Here is a 14,381-nt window from a genome sequence, read left to right as displayed (position 1 = left end):
CATGAACTACGGCCTCGCGCTCTACGGTATCGACGCTTTGCGCCAAGCGGAGGCGCAGGCGATCGCCGCGCAAGGCGGCGACGGCTTCGGCCTGATGCGCCGCGCCGGGGAGGCCGCTTGGCGCTATTTGCTGGAACATTGGCCGCAGGCGCAGCGGATCCTGGTGGTTTGCGGGCCGGGCAACAACGGCGGCGACGGCTATGTGCTGGCCCGGCACGCGCTGCTGTCCGGTCGCGACGTGCGCGTGCTGCATCTGGACGCGCACGCGCCTCACAGCGCGCTATGCCGGCGCGCCAGCGACGAATACGCGGGTGCCGGCGGGCAAGCGGCGGTGTTCGCGCGCGCTTTGCCCGCATGCGATCTGATCGTCGATGCGATGTTCGGCATCGGTTTGTCGCGGGAACCGGATCCGGATGCCGCGGCTTTGATCGCGGCGATCGCCCATCGTGGCGCGCCTGTGTTGGCGTTGGACGCGCCGAGCGGCGTCGATGCCGACCGCGGCAGCGCGCCGGGCGCGACCGTCGTCGCGACGCGCACGCTGCAGTTCATCGCCGCGCATGCCGGCTTGTATACCGGCGCCGCGCTGGACGTCGGGGGCGAAATCGACCTCGACGATCTCGACGTCGATGCGCGTGCCTTCGCCGACGCCGAACCGAAAGCGCGCTTGGTATCGCGCGAGGATTTGCGGCATTGGCTGCCGCCGCGCCCGCGCGACAGTCACAAGGGTCGCCACGGGCACGTATTGTGCATTGGCGGCGACGAGGGCATGGGCGGTGCGATCGCGTTGTGCGCGGAAGGCGCTTTGCGCTGCGGCGCCGGCTTGGTCAGCGTGGCGACGCGCGCGGCGAACGCCGACGCGCTGCGTGCGCGCAGGCCCGAAGCGATGGCGCATGGAATCGCATCCGCGCAAGCGCTTGCAGCGTTATTGGACCGCGCGAGCGTCGTCGCGCTCGGTCCCGGCCTCGGCACGGGCGAGTGGGGCGCAGGCTTGTATGCAGCGGCGATCGGCGACGCGAAGCCGTGCGTCATCGATGCGGACGCCTTGAATCTGCTCGCGTCAGCGCCGCGCGCATTGCCGCAGGCGGTACTCACGCCGCATCCGGGCGAGGCCGCGCGTTTGCTCGGCGCTACGACGCAAGCGGTGCAACAAGATCGTTTCGCGGCTGCCGAAGCCTTGGCGAAAAAATACGATTGCAGCGTCGTGCTCAAGGGCGCGGGCAGCATCGTCGCCGCGCCAGGGAAGACGACGCACGTCGTCGGCGCGGGCAATCCGGGTATGGCTTCGGGCGGGATGGGCGATGTGCTGACCGGTGCGATCGCCGCGCTGCTCGCGCAAGGCCTGTCCGCTTTCGATGCCGCCGTCTGCGGCGCATTGCTGCATGCCGCCGCCGGCGACGAAGCCGCGCGCGACGGCCAACGCGGCTTGCTGGCTTCCGATCTGTTCGCGCACTTGCGTAAGCTGGCCAATCCTTGAGCGAGCGCGACGCGATGCAACTGTTCCTGGCCGATGCCGATGCGACCGAAATGCTGGGCCGCGCCTTGGCGGCGACGCAGCCCGGCGACGCCGTCGTGCATCTGCACGGCGATCTCGGCGCCGGCAAATCCACGCTGGCGCGGGCGTTGCTGCGCGGCCTCGGCGTGGAAGGCGCGATCCGCAGTCCGACCTACACCCTGGTCGAACGCTATCCGCTGGCCGACGGCCGCGAAGCCCTGCATCTAGACCTGTACCGCATCGCCGATGCGGGCGAGCTCGAATTCCTGGGCCTGGACGGCGCCGGCATCGGCCTTTGGCTGATCGAATGGCCGGAACGGGGCGCAGGCGGGCTGCCGAAAGCCGATTTGCGGGTCGATCTGGACATCGCCGGTACCGGCCGCAACGTCTCTCTGACTCCGGAGACCGAGATGGGCGGCCGCTGGCTCGAGGGTCTCGCGTTTATGGCCCAGTTGCGGTTGATAGTTGCCGCAAGCTGACAGGAAGGTAACCCAGGTGCCGGATTTGTAAGGGAAATCCTATTGCATTCCGGCGGTCTTGGTGCTTGAATCGCGGCCATGAGGGTCAGGGGAATCACACTCCAGCAAGTCCTACTCGGCGCAGCCTTGCTGGCGGCGTTGTGCTGGAACTTGGCCCAAGCCAGCGAAATCAAAGGCTTACAGCTGGATACCGGCGCCACCGGCACCCGTGCCGAGCTCGAGCTCGCCGGCCAGGCCGAGTACAAGGTGATCTCGCTGGCCAACCCGGACCGGTTGGTCCTGGACGTCGCCGACTCGGATCTCGCCCGCGGCTTCCGCCTGCCGGCGGCGGTCGGCATCGTCAAAGCCGTGCGCACCGGCCATCCGCAGCCCGGCACCACGCGCATCGTATTCGACCTGGCCGCGCCGGTCGTGGTCTTGAAGCCGCGTCTGGAAGCGGCGGGCAAGGGCGCGCGGCTGGTGTTGGAATGGCCCGGCGACGCGAGCGAACCTGCGGCGGTCGCGAATTCCGGCGCGGACGATGCTCCGACTGCACCCCCGGCTGACGCGGTCCCCGCCAAACCCGAAGTCGATCCCGCCGTCGCTTCGGCGGCGGCCACTGCGCGTCTGATCGCGGATTTGCCTGCGTCGCAACCGGCGCCTCCCGCGCCGCCGCCGGCCGAACAAGTCAAAACCACGGTCGCGACCGGCGTGCCGACCCGCATCGCTACCGGTGTGCCGGCGCCTGCGCCGGGCGCGTCGCCGTTGGATGCGATGACCGCGCCGCAGGCGCCGGCTGCGGATCAGCCGCCGGTGAAGACTTTGCAGCAGGTGATGCGCGGCCGCGGCATGCGTCCGCTGATCGTCGCGATCGATCCCGGCCACGGCGGCCAGGATCCGGGCGCGATCGGCATGAACGGCAAGCGCGAAAAGGACGTGACCTTGGCGATCGGGCGCGAACTCGCGCGCCAGATCAACGCCACGCCCGGTTTGAAGGCCTACATGACGCGCGACAGCGACGTCTTCATTCCCTTGAACCGGCGCGCGCAGCTGGCGCGCTCGAACAAGGCCGACATCTTCGTTTCGATCCACGCCGACGCCGCCGAAAACCGCAGTGCGGCCGGGGCGTCGGTGTACGTGCTGTCGCTGAAGGGCGCTTCCTCGCAACGCGCGCGCTGGCTCGCCGACAAGGAAAACGCCTCCGATCTGATCGGCGGCGTGCGCGTGAGCAACAACAACATGCTCGCTTCGGTGCTGCTCGATTTGACCCAGAGCGGGCATATGAAGGCTTCCGAAGACGCGGCCGGACACGTGCTCGACAGCCTCGGCCGGGTAGGCAGCGCGCGCCGCGTCGAGCGCGCCAACTTCGCCGTGCTGCGCACGTCCGACATGCCGGCGATGCTGGTCGAAACGGCCTACATCTCCAATCCGGAAGAAGAGCGCCGGCTCACCGACCCGGGCTATCAGCGCAAGGTGGCCGGAGCGGTGCTGGACGGCATCAACGCCTACTTCACCCGGCAGCCGCCGCCGGGCACGTTGTACGCCGCGCGCGCGGCCGCCGCTTCGTCCGGCGGCGCTGCCGTCGGCGGCGGCAGCCCGTAAAGTCTCGAGAAGGCTTTCCAAGGGCCTGCGAACGCCGCGGCCTGCGAAACGGATCGCAAAAAACGGGAAGCGGCCCTCCAGGCTACCGGCTATGATCACGGCTGTTCCTCGTCAACCTCGCCGCGAACGGCGAGGAGCCGCCCTCAGTGCCGATTCGCCCGCTTCCCGACACTCTCGTCAATCAGATCGCCGCAGGCGAGGTGGTGGAGCGGCCGGCGTCGGTGGTCAAGGAATTGGTGGAGAACGCGCTCGACGCCGGCGCCACCCGCATCGATATCGATCTGGAAGAAGGCGGCGTGCGCCTGATCCGGATCCGCGACGACGGCGGCGGCATCGCGCCGGAAGAATTGCCGCTGGCGGTGGCGCGGCACGCGACCAGCAAAATCGCTTCGCTCGACGACTTGGAAGGCGTGACCACGCTCGGTTTCCGCGGCGAGGCCTTGCCGTCGATCGCTTCGGTCAGCCGCTTCGCGCTGACTTCGCGCCGCAACGGCGACGAGCGCGGCGCCACTTTGCCGGTGGACGGCGGCCGGCTGGGCGACGTCGCGCCGAAAGCGCATCCGCAAGGCACCACGGTCGAAGTGCGCGACCTGTTCTACAACGTGCCGGCGCGGCGCAAATTCCTGCGCGCCGAACGCACCGAACTGGGCCACATCGAAGAATGGCTGCGCACGCTGGCGTTGGCGCGGCCGGACGTGGAATTGCGCCTATCCCACAACGGCAAGGCTTCGCGCCGTTACCGCGGCGACGCCGGCGCGGAAACCGCCGAACGCATCGCCGAAACTTTGGGCGACGAATTCTCCAAGCACGCGCTGCGGATCGAACACGCCGCGGCCGGCTTGGCCTTGCATGGCTGGATCGCGCAGCCCGCGTATTCGCGCGCCAGCGCCGACCAGCAGTACCTGTACGTCAACGGCCGTTCGGTGCGCGATCGCAGCGTCGCGCACGCGGTCAAGCAGGCGTACGCGGACGTGCTGTTCCACGGCCGTCAGCCGGCTTACGTGCTGTTCCTGGAATTGGATCCGCGCCGGGTCGACGTGAACGTGCATCCGGCCAAGCACGAAGTCCGCTTCCGCGACGCGCGCCTGATCCACGATTTCGTCTACCGCACCCTGCACGATGCGTTGGCGCAGACCCGCGCCGGCGGGGCGCCGGATGCGCTGCCGTCGCAGGCCGCCGCTTCCGCATCGGCCAATTCCGATTACGCAGCGCAGGCCTGGCCTTCGCAGCAGCGACAATCGCCGTTGGCGTTCCGCGTGGACGAAGCGCGCGCGGATTACGCCGCACTGTACGGTCAGCCCGCGCCGGTCGCCCAATTCCAAGCCCTGCCGCAGGCCAACGACGGCGAGACGCCGCCGCTGGGCTACGCGATCGCGCAGCTGCACGGCATCTTCATCCTCAGCGAGACCGCCGACGGACTGATCGTGGTCGACATGCACGCCGCGCACGAGCGGATCGGCTACGAAAAACTCAAAGCCGCGCACGACGGCTCCGGACTCAGCACGCAGCCGCTGCTGGTGCCGCAATCGGTGGCCGTGTCCGAGCGCGAAGCCGACGTGGCCGAACGCGAAACCGCGACCTTGGCCGAGTTGGGCTTCGAAATCACCCGCAGCGGCCCCCAGACGCTGACTTTGCGCAGCGTGCCGGCCTTGCTCGCGCACGGCGACACCGAAGCGCTGCTGCGCGACGTGCTGGCCGATTTGCGCGAGCACGGCGAGAGCCGGCGCATCGCCGCGGCGCGCGACGAACTGCTGTCGACGATGGCCTGCCACGGCGCCGTGCGCGCGCATCGGCGCTTGAGCATTCCGGAAATGAACGCTTTGCTGCGCGAGATGGAAGCCACCGAACGTTCCGGCCAATGCAACCATGGCCGGCCGACGTGGGCGCGCTTCTCGCTGGCCGAGATCGATCGCTGGTTCCTGCGGGGACGTTGACGTAAGGGGAAAGTGGCATGGGGAAGATCGCTATCCGTTGCATCGCGCTGTCGCTGACGGCCTGCTTGTTCGCTTGCCAGGACGAGGCGCCGCATGCGGATGCCGCGGGCCTGTCCGCGGCGCAAACGCCGGCGGCGCCGGCCGATCCCGCGTTCGCGCAAGCGCAGCAAGCCTGGCGCGATCAGCGCCGCGAGAACCTGCTCAAGCCCGACGGCTGGACCAGCCTGATCGGCCTGCATTGGATCGAACCCGGCCCGCACTATTTCGGCAGCGCGGCCGACAACGGCATCCGCTTGGCGATGGGTCCGGGCCATTTCGGCATGCTCGATCTGCGCCCGGGCGGCAAGATCCGCTTCGTGCCCGAACGCGGCGTGGCTTTGACGGTGGACGACCAGCCGCTGAAAGGCGCGGTCGCGCTGGTCAGCGATGCGGAAGCCGGCGAAGGCGCCGGCCCCAGCCGCTTGGGTTTCGACGACGGCAAAGGTTTGGCGACGGTGATCAAGCGCGGCGACCGCTACGCGCTGCGCGTCAAGCACGCCGACGCGCCGACGCGCACCGGATTCGCCGGCCTGCAGTATTGGCCGGCCGATCCTTCGTGGAAGATCGAAGGCAAATTCGTGCCGCATCCGCCGGGCAAGACCATCGAGATCGCCGACATCATCGGCACGCTCAACGCGGTGCCCAATCCCGGCGCGGTCGAATTCCAGCGCGACGGCAGGACCTATCGTCTGGAAGCCTTGGACGAGGGCGAAGAGGAGTTGTTCCTGGTGTTCGCCGACCGCACCAACGGCCACGACAGCTACGGCGCCGGCCGCTTCCTGTACGCGCCGAAACCGGACGCGCAGAACCGCGTCGTGCTGGATTTCAACCGCAGCTACAATCCGCCGTGCGCATTCACGCCGTTCGCCACGTGCCCGTTGCCGCCGCCGGAGAACCGGCTGGATCTGGCGGTGCTGTCCGGCGAGAAGGCCTACGCCAAGTCCGCCCACCGGTAATCTCCGCATGAAGACCTTCAAGCCGCTGTTGCTCTCGCTGTGCTGCGCCGCGATCGCATCGATCGCTCTGGCGCGCGCCGACGGCGGCGCGAAAACCCCGCCGGCGTCGCCGGCGAAGGCGCAGATCCCGCTGCTGTGGAAAGTGTCCGATGCGGACAACGCGGTGTATCTGCTCGGCTCGTTCCATCTGTTGAAGCCCGACGACTATCCCTTGTCCAAGGACATCGACACGGCCTTCGACGACGCCAAGACGGTGGTTTTCGAAGTCGAACCCGCCAGCCTGGGCGCGCCGGAAACCGCGGAGAAATTCAGGCAGGCGGCCGGCTATGCGGACGGCCGCACGCTGAGCCAAGTCTTGCCGAAAGCCACGCTGGAGCGGTTGCAAAAGCTGTTGGCCGTGAGCGGCGGCTCCGTGGCCCAGGTCGAGCAAGTCGAACCTTGGGCGGTGAATCTGTCCTTGATCCTGGGCATGACGCAGGCGATGGGCTTCCGTCAGGATCAAGGCCTGGACGCGAACCTGATGCAGCGCGCCGCGGCGGCGCAGAAAACGGTCGCCGGCCTGGAGACGGTCGACGATCAGATCGGCGCCCTCGATGCCATGCCGATGGACGAGCAAGTGTCCAGCCTGGACGAGCTGCTGCAGGACCCGCAGGAAACTCTGGGCGAAATGCTGGAGATGCACGATTGGTGGAAGCGCGGCGACATCAAGAACCTGGACCAGAAGCTGCGGGTCGAGATGCAGCAGAAGACGCCGGTGTCGTACCGCATGATCAACGTCCAGCGCAACGATCAATGGGTGCCCAAGATCGAGCAGCGCCTGGCCGAGCCGGGCACCGACAACACCTTGGTGGTCGTCGGCGCGATGCATTTGCTCGGCAAGGACGGCTTGGTCGACAAGCTGCGCGCCAAGGGCTACGCCGTCGAGCGGATCTGCACGGCCTGCAAATAAGCAGGGTTTTTCGTAGGAGCGGCTTAGCCGCGAGCTCTCTCCTTAAAATCGCGACATTGTCGCGATTTCAGAGAGAAAGCTCGCGGCTAAAGCCGCTCTACAAAAACGGGTCACTCGCGGACGGGCAGCATCACGATGCAATCGACCGGGCAGGCCGGCACGCACAGCTCGCAGCCGGTGCACAGCGGTTCGATCACGGCATGCATGTATTTCGAGGCGCCGACGATGGCGTCGACCGGGCAAGCCTGGATGCATTTGGTGCAGCCGATGCAGTCGGCTTCGACGACGACCGCGACTTCGGCGGATTTGTGCGCGCCGCGGCTGCGGTCGTAAGGCTTCGGCGCAACCCCCAGCAGTTTGGCCAAAACGCGCGCGCCCGCATCGCCGCCGGGCGGGCAGCGGTCGATGTCCGCACCGCCGCGGGCCATCGCTTCGGCGTACGGCCGGCAGCCGTCGTAACCGCACTGGCCGCATTGGGTTTGCGGGAGGAGGCGGTCGAGGCGTTCGACGAGGTCGGAAGCGGGGAGCATCGCTCCGCAGTCACTTCACCGGCATGCCCGGCTCGGCGCCGTCGTCGACGTCCAGCAACGACAAACCGCCGCCGTCGAACCCGGCCGACAGGATCATGCCTTCGCTCACGCCGAAGCGCATTTTGCGCGGCGCCAGGTTGGCGATGAACACGACCTTGCGGCCGACCAGCTTTTCCGGCTCGGCGTAGCTGCCGCGAATGCCGGAGAAGATCTGGCGCTTGCCCAATTCGCCCGCGTCCAGCTCGAAGCGCAGCAGCTTGTCCGAGCCTTCGACGAATCCGCAGGCGATCACTCGGCCGATGCGCAGGTCGAGTTTGGCGAAGTCGTCGATGCCGATGTAGCCGTCGGCGTCAGCGGCGGCCCCTTTTGTGGGAGCGGCTTTAGCCGCGACGCTTTCTTGCGCTTTGCTGCGATCTTGTGTCGGGGCTGAAGCCTCTCCCACAGGCGCGGGCGCGAGCGTGTCCTTGCTGGCTTCGGTCATCGCTTCGATCTGTTTCGGGTCGATACGGGTGAATAGCGCGGCATAGGGTTTGATGTCGCGGCCGAGCAGGGGAGCGTCCAGATCGCCCCAAGCGTCGATCGGCGCGTCCAGAAACACCTCCACTTGGCCGACGGTCTGCGGCAACACCGGCTTCAACGCGGCGGCGATCGTACGGAACAGGTTCAAGCCCTGCGTGCACACCGCCTGCAGTTCGGCGTCGGCGCCTTCCTGCTTGGCGATCACCCAAGGCTTGCGCTCGTCGATGTAGCGGTTGGCTTCGTCGGCCAACGCCATCGCCTGGCGCAGCACGCTGGCCGGGTCGTTGCGTTCGTAGGCTTCGCGGATCGGCGCCAACGCGGCGACGAAGCGCGCATAGGTTTCCGCGTCCGGCAAACGCTCCGCCAAACGTCCGTCGAAGCGTTTTTCGATGAAGCCGGCGCAGCGGCTGGCCAGGTTGACGAACTTGCCGACCAGGTCCGCGTTCACGCGGGCGATGAAATCGGACAGGTTGAGGTCGAGGTCGTCGACGCCGCCGGAGGATTTCGCCGCGAAGTAGTAGCGCAACGCTTCCGGATTCAAGCCGGCGTCGATATAAGTCCGCGCCATCACGAAGGTGCCGCGCGATTTCGACATCTTGGCGCCGTCCACCGTCAGATAGCCGTTCACGTGCAAGCGCGTCGGCGCGCGCATGCCCGCGCCGTGCAGCACCGCCGGCCAGAACAGGCCGTGGAAATTGACGATGTCCTTGCCGATGAAATGGTGCAGCTCGGCCGTGCTGTCGTGGGCGAGATAGTCGAACAGGCTGAAGCCTTCGCGCTCGCCCAATTCCTGCAGCGCGGCCAGGTAGCCGATCGGCGCATCCAGCCAAACGTAGAGGTATTTGCCCGGATGGCCCGGGATCTGGAATCCGAAGTAGGGCGCGTCGCGCGAAATGTCCCAAGCGCGCAGGCCGCCTTCGCCGTCCAGCCATTCCTGCAGCTTGGCTTTGACGCCGGGCACGGCGACGTCGCCGGCCAGCCATTCGCGCAGGAACGCGTCGAAATGGCCGACTTCGAAGAAGAAATGCTCCGACTCGCGCAGCTCGGGCGTGGCGCCGCTCAGCACCGATCGCGGCTCCTTCAAATCGGTCGGCGCGTAGGTCGCGCCGCAATTCTCGCAGTTGTCGCCGTATTGGTCGGGCGTGCCGCAGTTCGGGCAGATGCCCTTGATGTAGCGGTCGGGCAAGAACATGCCCTTGGCCGGATCGTAGAACTGCGCCACCGAACGCCGGGCGATGTGGCCGCTGTTGTCGAGCTTGGCGTAGATCGCTTCGGTCAGCGCGCGGTTGTGCGAGGAATGGGTCGAGCCGTAATGGTCGAAATCCACGCCGAAGGCCGCGAAGTCGCGTTCGTGGTCGGCTTGGATGCCGGCGATGAAGGCTTCCGGCGTGGAGCCGGCCTTCTCCGCGGCCAGCATGATCGGGGTGCCGTGGGTGTCGTCCGCGCAGACGAAGCGGACCGTGTCGCCCGCCATTCGCCGTGCGCGCGTCCAGATGTCGCCTTGGATGTAGCCGACGAGGTGGCCGAGATGGAGCTGCCCGTTGGCATAGGGCAAGGCGCAGGAGACGGCGATATTGCGGGGCATGGCGGGGTCGCGGGAAACGGGCCGCGATTATCGCATGCGTGCGAGGTCTGCTTTTTCCCTTCTCCCGCTGGGAGAAGGTGCCCGAAGGGCGGATGAGGGTTCGGCGAAGGGATGATGCTCGAACTTGCGAGAGTGATTTTGCTCCGAGCGTTCGGCTTCGTCGTTATGCCGAACCCTCACCCAACCCCTCTCCCGGCGGGAGAGGGGCTTTAAACGGTTATTCGCGCACCCACACCTGCTCGCGGCAGATGAAGGCGATGCAGCCGGACATGCCGAGCTTCTTGCCGCCGTCGATCAGCTTGACCTTGGACTTGTAGGTCTTGCCCTTGGCCGGATCGAGCACGGTGCCGCCGCTCCACTGGTTGCCGTCCTTCTTCAGGCCCCAGAGGATGGTCATGCCTTTCACCGGCTTGTTCTTGTTGGCGCCCTCGCACTTGTCGCAGACCGGATTCGGGCCGCGGTCGGAGTGCAGGATCTCGACGACCTTGCCCTGCAGCGTGCCGTTGACCTCGGTGACCTCCACGATCGACTTCACCTTGCCAGTCTCGTCGTCGATGGTTTTCCAGCGGCCCACGGGCGAGTTTTGCGCGAAGGCGGCCACGGGCAGCAGCGCCAGAGCCAGAGCGAACAGTCGGATACGCATGGTTTCCCCTCCAGGAATTCCGTTGCCGGGCGGCGGATGCCTTCCGGATGCGTCGATTTATACCCGATCCGCCGGCGTATGGAAGCAAGCCCGTTGCGGGGATTCAGCTTGCGTCGAAGCCACCCCGGACGCGGCCCGGGCCCGGAGCGTAAACTGTGCGCATGCAGCAAAATCCATCGAAACCCCGCATCCATGCGCATGCGGTGCAGCCCAACGTGTCCCCTTCGCCCCGCATCCGCAACGTGATCGCCGTGGCCTCCGGCAAAGGCGGGGTCGGCAAGTCGACCACCGCGGTCAATCTGGCCCTGGCCTTACAGTTGGAGGGCGCCCGCGTCGGCATCCTGGATGCCGACATCTACGGCCCCAGCGTCCCGGCCATGCTCGGCCTGTCCGGGCGGCCCGACAGCCCGGACGGCAAGTCGATCGAGCCGATGCGCGCCCATGGCGTCGAAGCGATGTCGATCGGCCTGCTGGTCGACCAGGACACGCCGATGATCTGGCGCGGACCGATGGCGACTTCGGCCCTGACGCAGTTGTTCGGCGAGACCTTGTGGGGCGATCTGGACTATCTGATCGTCGATCTGCCGCCGGGCACCGGCGACATCCAGTTGACCTTGTCGCAGAAGATTCCGGTGGCCGGCGCGGTGATCGTGACCACGCCCCAGGACATCGCCACCCTCGACGCCAAGAAGGCGCTGAAGATGTTCGAGAAGGTGCAGGTGCCGGTGTTGGGCCTGATCGAGAACATGGCCGTGCATGTGTGTTCGAACTGCGGCCATGCCGAGCACATCTTCGGTTCCGGCGGCGGCGAGAAGATGGCCGCGCAGTACGGCGTGCCGCTGCTGGGTTCGTTGCCGCTGGAAATCGCGATCCGCGAACAGGGCGACGCCGGGACCCCGATCGTGGTCGCGGCGCCGGATTCGGCGGCGGCCCAGGCCTACCGGCAAACCGCGCGGCGGTTGGCCGAAGTATTGGAAGCCAGGCCGCGGGCGCCGATGCCGATTTCGGCGTCGCTGCTTTAAAGCCCTCTCCCGCTTGCGGGAGAGGGTTGGGTGAGGGCGCGCAGACGCGAAGGTCGCGACGAACAATCGCCATCCGATGCCCTAGATCCCGACTCCAGTTTTGTTCGACGCTATCGATCATGCCGCGCGCCCTCACCCCAGCCCTCTCCCGCAAGCGGGAGAGGGGGCATGAAAACCCGTCGGCCGACGTGAAGCGCCGCGATACAATGACCCGCCCACGGCCGCCCGGCCTTCAGGAACCCCGCATGAGCATCAAGAGCGACCGCTGGATACGGCGGATGGTGGAACAGCAGAGCATGATCGAGCCGTTCGAGCCCGGCCAGGTCAAGCACGCCGCCGACGGCCACCGCATCGTCAGCTACGGCACGTCCAGCTACGGCTACGACGTGCGCTGCTCGCGCGAGTTCAAGGTGTTCACCAACATCAACTCGACCATCGTCGATCCCAAGCACTTCGACAGCGGCAGCTTCGTCGACATCGAATCGGACGTGTGCATCATCCCGCCGAATTCGTTCGCGCTGGCGCGCACGGTCGAATACTTCCGCATTCCGCGCGACGTGCTGGTGGTGTGCCTGGGCAAGAGCACCTACGCCCGCTGCGGCATCATCGTCAATGTGACGCCGCTCGAGCCGGAATGGGAAGGCCACGTGACCCTGGAATTCAGCAACACCACGCCGCTGCCAGCCCGCATCTACGCCAACGAAGGCGTGGCGCAGATGCTGTTCTTCCAATCCGACGAAGTCTGCGAGACCTCGTACAAGGATCGCGGCGGCAAATACCAGGGGCAGACCGGGGTCACCTTGCCGCGCACTTGAGGCGTTCGTCCCGGTGCGGTTTCGAGCTTAGCGGAACTGTGCCAGACTCCGGCCAGGGGCGCGGCCGGTAGGGGAAAGCCGCCGCGGACCTGATCATCCACACCGAAACTCCCGGGAGGGGAAACGACGATGGAAGAGCAGAATCCGTACCGCAGTCCGAATGCGGCGATCGTAGAGACGGCGGGCGAAGAATTGGCCGGCCGTGGGGTGCGCTTGGGCGCGGCCATCATCGACGGCGTCATCATGTTGGTGATCTTGCTGCCGATCATGTATTTCGGCGGCTACTGGCAAGCGGCCACGGCGGCCGCGGCCGCGGGTCAGCAAGTGGGCTTGGGCACGACGCTGATGTGGGCCGCGATCGGCTTCATCGTGTTCCTGGTGGTGCAGGGCGTGCCGCTCAACGCGACCGGCCAGACTTGGGGCAAGCGCATCACCGGCATCAAGATCGTCGACCTGGCCGGCAACAAGCCGCCGATCGGCAAGCTGATCGGTTTGCGCTATCTGCCGGTCGGTGTCGCCAGCAACATCCCGTTCATCGGCCCGATCATTTCTATCGTCAACGTGCTGCTGATCTTCCGCGCCGATCGCCGCTGCGGCCACGATCTGATCGCGGGCACCCGGGTCGTGCAGGCGAAGTAAGCCTTCACCTTTCGCCGTTCATTCCGCGGGGCCGATTCGGCCCCGCGGTCGTTTCTGCGCTTCGTCATCCGGCGCCAACGGAATCCGGGCCGACTCAGCAGCGAGCCGTCTCAGCCCGCCAACGCTGCGCGCAATCGCTGGATGCGCTCGATCAGCGCCTCTTCGGCATAAGGCCGCGCCGCCGCCATGCCCCAAACGGGCCGCGGCCAAGCCGGGTCGTCGCGGTAGCGCGCGACCACATGCACGTGCAGCTGCGGCACCAGATTGCCCAACGCGGCGACGTTGAGCTTGTCCGGCCGGAACGCCGCGCGCAGGAGCCGGCCGGCGCGGTCGATCTCGTCGGTCAGCGCATGCCGTTGCGCGGCGTCCAGATCGATCAGTTCGACCGCGTCGACTATGCGCGGCACCAGCACCAGCCAGGGATAGTTGGCGTCGTCCATCAGCCGCAGCTCGCACAGCCCGAACGTCGCCAGCGGGTGGGTGTCCTCCGCCAGTTGCGGATGCAGTTGCCAAAGGTTTTTCACGACAGATGCTCGGCGAAGAAAGCGAGAGTGCGTTCCTGCGCCAACGCGGCGCTTTCGGCGTGGTAGGCGTGGGTGTCGACGTCGCGGTTGAAGGCATGCCCGGCGCCGGCATAGACGTAAACCGCCGCATCCGGCTGCTTTTCGCGGTGCTTGGCGATGTCTTCGGCCGGAATGGCGCCGTCCTTCTCGCCGAAATGGAACATCATCGGCGCGCGCAACGTTTCGTCGAGCAAGGCGGCGGTGCGCGCGCCGTAGTAACTCACCGCGGGCAGGCCGAGCCGGGTATTGGCGAGATAGGCGACGGTGCCGCCCCAGCAATAGCCGACGGCGCTGACCGGGCGGCCTTCGCGCTTCAGCGATTGCGCGGCCGCGGCGACGATGTCCACCGCGCGGTCCAGGCCGAGCGCGTTGACCAGCTCGCGGCCCTTGGCGAAGCCTTCCTGGCCGTAGTCCAGTTCCACGCCGGCTTCGATCGGGTCGAAGAACGCCGGCGCCAGCGCGACGTAGCCTGCGGCGGCGAAGCGGTCGACGACGCTGCGCATGTGGGCGTTGACGCCGAAGATCTCCTGGATCACCACCAGCGCGCCGCGCGCCGCGCCCTGCGGATCCGCGCGCCAGGCGCCGATATCGCCGTGCGCGGTGTCGAGGACGATGCCGTGGCCCATGGCGGCGAT

Annotated in this window: 14 protein-coding genes; 9 read left to right on the top strand and 5 right to left on the bottom strand. The window is 67.2% G+C overall.

Translation table 11 applies throughout. The annotated features are described in order from the left end of the window. Nucleotide 1: 1 nt before the first annotated feature. From FCE95_RS04815 to FCE95_RS04790, 6 genes are all read left to right on the top strand, one after another. Nucleotides 2–1,474, top strand: coding sequence for an NAD(P)H-hydrate dehydratase (locus FCE95_RS04815; RefSeq protein ID WP_137265823.1), 1,473 nt, complete (start codon nucleotides 2–4; stop codon nucleotides 1,472–1,474). Nucleotides 1,475–1,488: 14 nt separating this feature from the next. Then, nucleotides 1,489–1,971 (top strand): tRNA (adenosine(37)-N6)-threonylcarbamoyltransferase complex ATPase subunit type 1 TsaE, encoded by a 483-nt coding sequence (gene tsaE, locus FCE95_RS04810; protein ID WP_137266451.1) that lies wholly within the window; start codon nucleotides 1,489–1,491, stop codon nucleotides 1,969–1,971. A 78-nt stretch (nucleotides 1,972–2,049) separates the two neighbouring features. Then, entirely contained in the window at nucleotides 2,050–3,552 is a 1,503-nt protein-coding gene (locus tag FCE95_RS04805) for an N-acetylmuramoyl-L-alanine amidase (protein ID WP_137265822.1), read from the top strand. Between the two features lie 146 nt (nucleotides 3,553–3,698). Next, on the top strand, nucleotides 3,699–5,486 hold the full coding sequence (gene mutL, locus FCE95_RS04800) for a DNA mismatch repair endonuclease MutL (RefSeq protein ID WP_137265821.1): 1,788 nt from the start codon (nucleotides 3,699–3,701) through the stop codon (nucleotides 5,484–5,486). Between the two features lie 17 nt (nucleotides 5,487–5,503). Further along, nucleotides 5,504–6,481, top strand: coding sequence for a DUF1684 domain-containing protein (locus FCE95_RS04795; RefSeq protein ID WP_137265820.1), 978 nt, complete (start codon nucleotides 5,504–5,506; stop codon nucleotides 6,479–6,481). Between the two features lie 7 nt (nucleotides 6,482–6,488). Next, the gene (locus FCE95_RS04790) at nucleotides 6,489–7,430 is read left to right on the top strand and encodes a TraB/GumN family protein (RefSeq protein ID WP_137265819.1); all 942 of its coding nucleotides are present in this window, start codon (nucleotides 6,489–6,491) and stop codon (nucleotides 7,428–7,430) included. 110 nt (nucleotides 7,431–7,540) lie between these two features. Here the strand turns inward: FCE95_RS04790 and rnfB are convergent, their stop codons facing one another. The 3 genes from rnfB to FCE95_RS04775 all read right to left on the bottom strand — a co-directional run bounded on the left by rnfB (nucleotide 7,541) and on the right by FCE95_RS04775 (nucleotide 10,707). Continuing rightward, nucleotides 7,541–7,960, bottom strand: coding sequence for an Rnf electron transport complex subunit RnfB (gene rnfB / locus FCE95_RS04785; RefSeq protein WP_137265818.1), 420 nt, complete (start codon nucleotides 7,958–7,960; stop codon nucleotides 7,541–7,543). A gap of 10 nt (nucleotides 7,961–7,970) precedes the next feature. After that, nucleotides 7,971–10,064 (bottom strand): methionine--tRNA ligase, encoded by a 2,094-nt coding sequence (metG, locus tag FCE95_RS04780; protein WP_137265817.1) that lies wholly within the window; start codon nucleotides 10,062–10,064, stop codon nucleotides 7,971–7,973. A 217-nt stretch (nucleotides 10,065–10,281) separates the two neighbouring features. Continuing rightward, nucleotides 10,282–10,707, bottom strand: coding sequence for a DUF2147 domain-containing protein (locus tag FCE95_RS04775; protein ID WP_137265816.1), 426 nt, complete (start codon nucleotides 10,705–10,707; stop codon nucleotides 10,282–10,284). A gap of 161 nt (nucleotides 10,708–10,868) precedes the next feature. Here FCE95_RS04775 and apbC point away from each other — a divergent pair, with 161 nt between their 5' ends. The 3 genes from apbC to FCE95_RS04760 all read left to right on the top strand — a co-directional run bounded on the left by apbC (nucleotide 10,869) and on the right by FCE95_RS04760 (nucleotide 13,183). Continuing rightward, on the top strand, nucleotides 10,869–11,729 hold the full coding sequence (gene apbC / locus FCE95_RS04770; protein WP_137265815.1) for an iron-sulfur cluster carrier protein ApbC: 861 nt from the start codon (nucleotides 10,869–10,871) through the stop codon (nucleotides 11,727–11,729). Between the two features lie 245 nt (nucleotides 11,730–11,974). Then, nucleotides 11,975–12,544 carry a dCTP deaminase gene (gene dcd, locus FCE95_RS04765; protein WP_137265814.1) on the top strand — a complete coding sequence of 190 codons (570 nt, stop codon included), beginning with the start codon at nucleotides 11,975–11,977 and terminating at the stop codon, nucleotides 12,542–12,544. A gap of 129 nt (nucleotides 12,545–12,673) precedes the next feature. Continuing rightward, nucleotides 12,674–13,183, top strand: coding sequence for an RDD family protein (locus FCE95_RS04760; protein WP_137265813.1), 510 nt, complete (start codon nucleotides 12,674–12,676; stop codon nucleotides 13,181–13,183). Between the two features lie 110 nt (nucleotides 13,184–13,293). Here the strand turns inward: FCE95_RS04760 and FCE95_RS04755 are convergent, their stop codons facing one another. Together FCE95_RS04755 and FCE95_RS04750 are read right to left on the bottom strand one after the other, a co-directional pair. Beyond that, on the bottom strand, nucleotides 13,294–13,707 hold the full coding sequence (locus FCE95_RS04755) for an HIT family protein (RefSeq protein WP_137265812.1): 414 nt from the start codon (nucleotides 13,705–13,707) through the stop codon (nucleotides 13,294–13,296). After that, on the bottom strand, nucleotides 13,704–14,372 hold the full coding sequence (locus tag FCE95_RS04750) for a dienelactone hydrolase family protein (RefSeq protein ID WP_137265811.1): 669 nt from the start codon (nucleotides 14,370–14,372) through the stop codon (nucleotides 13,704–13,706). Before FCE95_RS04750 ends, FCE95_RS04755 begins: the two co-directional genes overlap by 4 nt. Between the last annotated feature and the right edge of the window lie 9 nt (nucleotides 14,373–14,381).

This window comes from Luteimonas gilva, from assembly GCF_005239095.1.
Classification (GTDB): Bacteria; Pseudomonadota; Gammaproteobacteria; order Xanthomonadales; family Xanthomonadaceae; genus Luteimonas_C; species Luteimonas_C gilva.
The sequence above is the reverse complement of the archived record's forward strand: the minus strand, read 5'-3'. Positions and strand labels throughout refer to the sequence as shown.

Bases quoted from the DNA above. Each gene is read 5' to 3' on its own strand.
- FCE95_RS04815 (WP_137265823.1), top strand. From the start codon at position 2: ATGAACTACGGCCTCGCGCTCTACGGTATCGACGCTTTGCGCCAAGCG.
- tsaE (WP_137266451.1), top strand. From the start codon at position 1,489: ATGCAACTGTTCCTGGCCGATGCCGATGCGACCGAAATGCTGGGCCGC.
- FCE95_RS04805 (WP_137265822.1), top strand. From the start codon at position 2,050: ATGAGGGTCAGGGGAATCACACTCCAGCAAGTCCTACTCGGCGCAGCC.
- FCE95_RS04795 (WP_137265820.1), top strand. From the start codon at position 5,504: ATGGGGAAGATCGCTATCCGTTGCATCGCGCTGTCGCTGACGGCCTGC.
- FCE95_RS04790 (WP_137265819.1), top strand. From the start codon at position 6,489: ATGAAGACCTTCAAGCCGCTGTTGCTCTCGCTGTGCTGCGCCGCGATC.
- rnfB (WP_137265818.1), bottom strand. From the start codon at position 7,960: ATGCTCCCCGCTTCCGACCTCGTCGAACGCCTCGACCGCCTCCTCCCG.
- metG (WP_137265817.1), bottom strand. From the start codon at position 10,064: ATGCCCCGCAATATCGCCGTCTCCTGCGCCTTGCCCTATGCCAACGGG.
- FCE95_RS04775 (WP_137265816.1), bottom strand. From the start codon at position 10,707: ATGCGTATCCGACTGTTCGCTCTGGCTCTGGCGCTGCTGCCCGTGGCC.
- apbC (WP_137265815.1), top strand. From the start codon at position 10,869: ATGCAGCAAAATCCATCGAAACCCCGCATCCATGCGCATGCGGTGCAG.
- dcd (WP_137265814.1), top strand. From the start codon at position 11,975: ATGAGCATCAAGAGCGACCGCTGGATACGGCGGATGGTGGAACAGCAG.
- FCE95_RS04760 (WP_137265813.1), top strand. From the start codon at position 12,674: ATGGAAGAGCAGAATCCGTACCGCAGTCCGAATGCGGCGATCGTAGAG.
- FCE95_RS04750 (WP_137265811.1), bottom strand. From the start codon at position 14,372: ATGGGCCACGGCATCGTCCTCGACACCGCGCACGGCGATATCGGCGCC.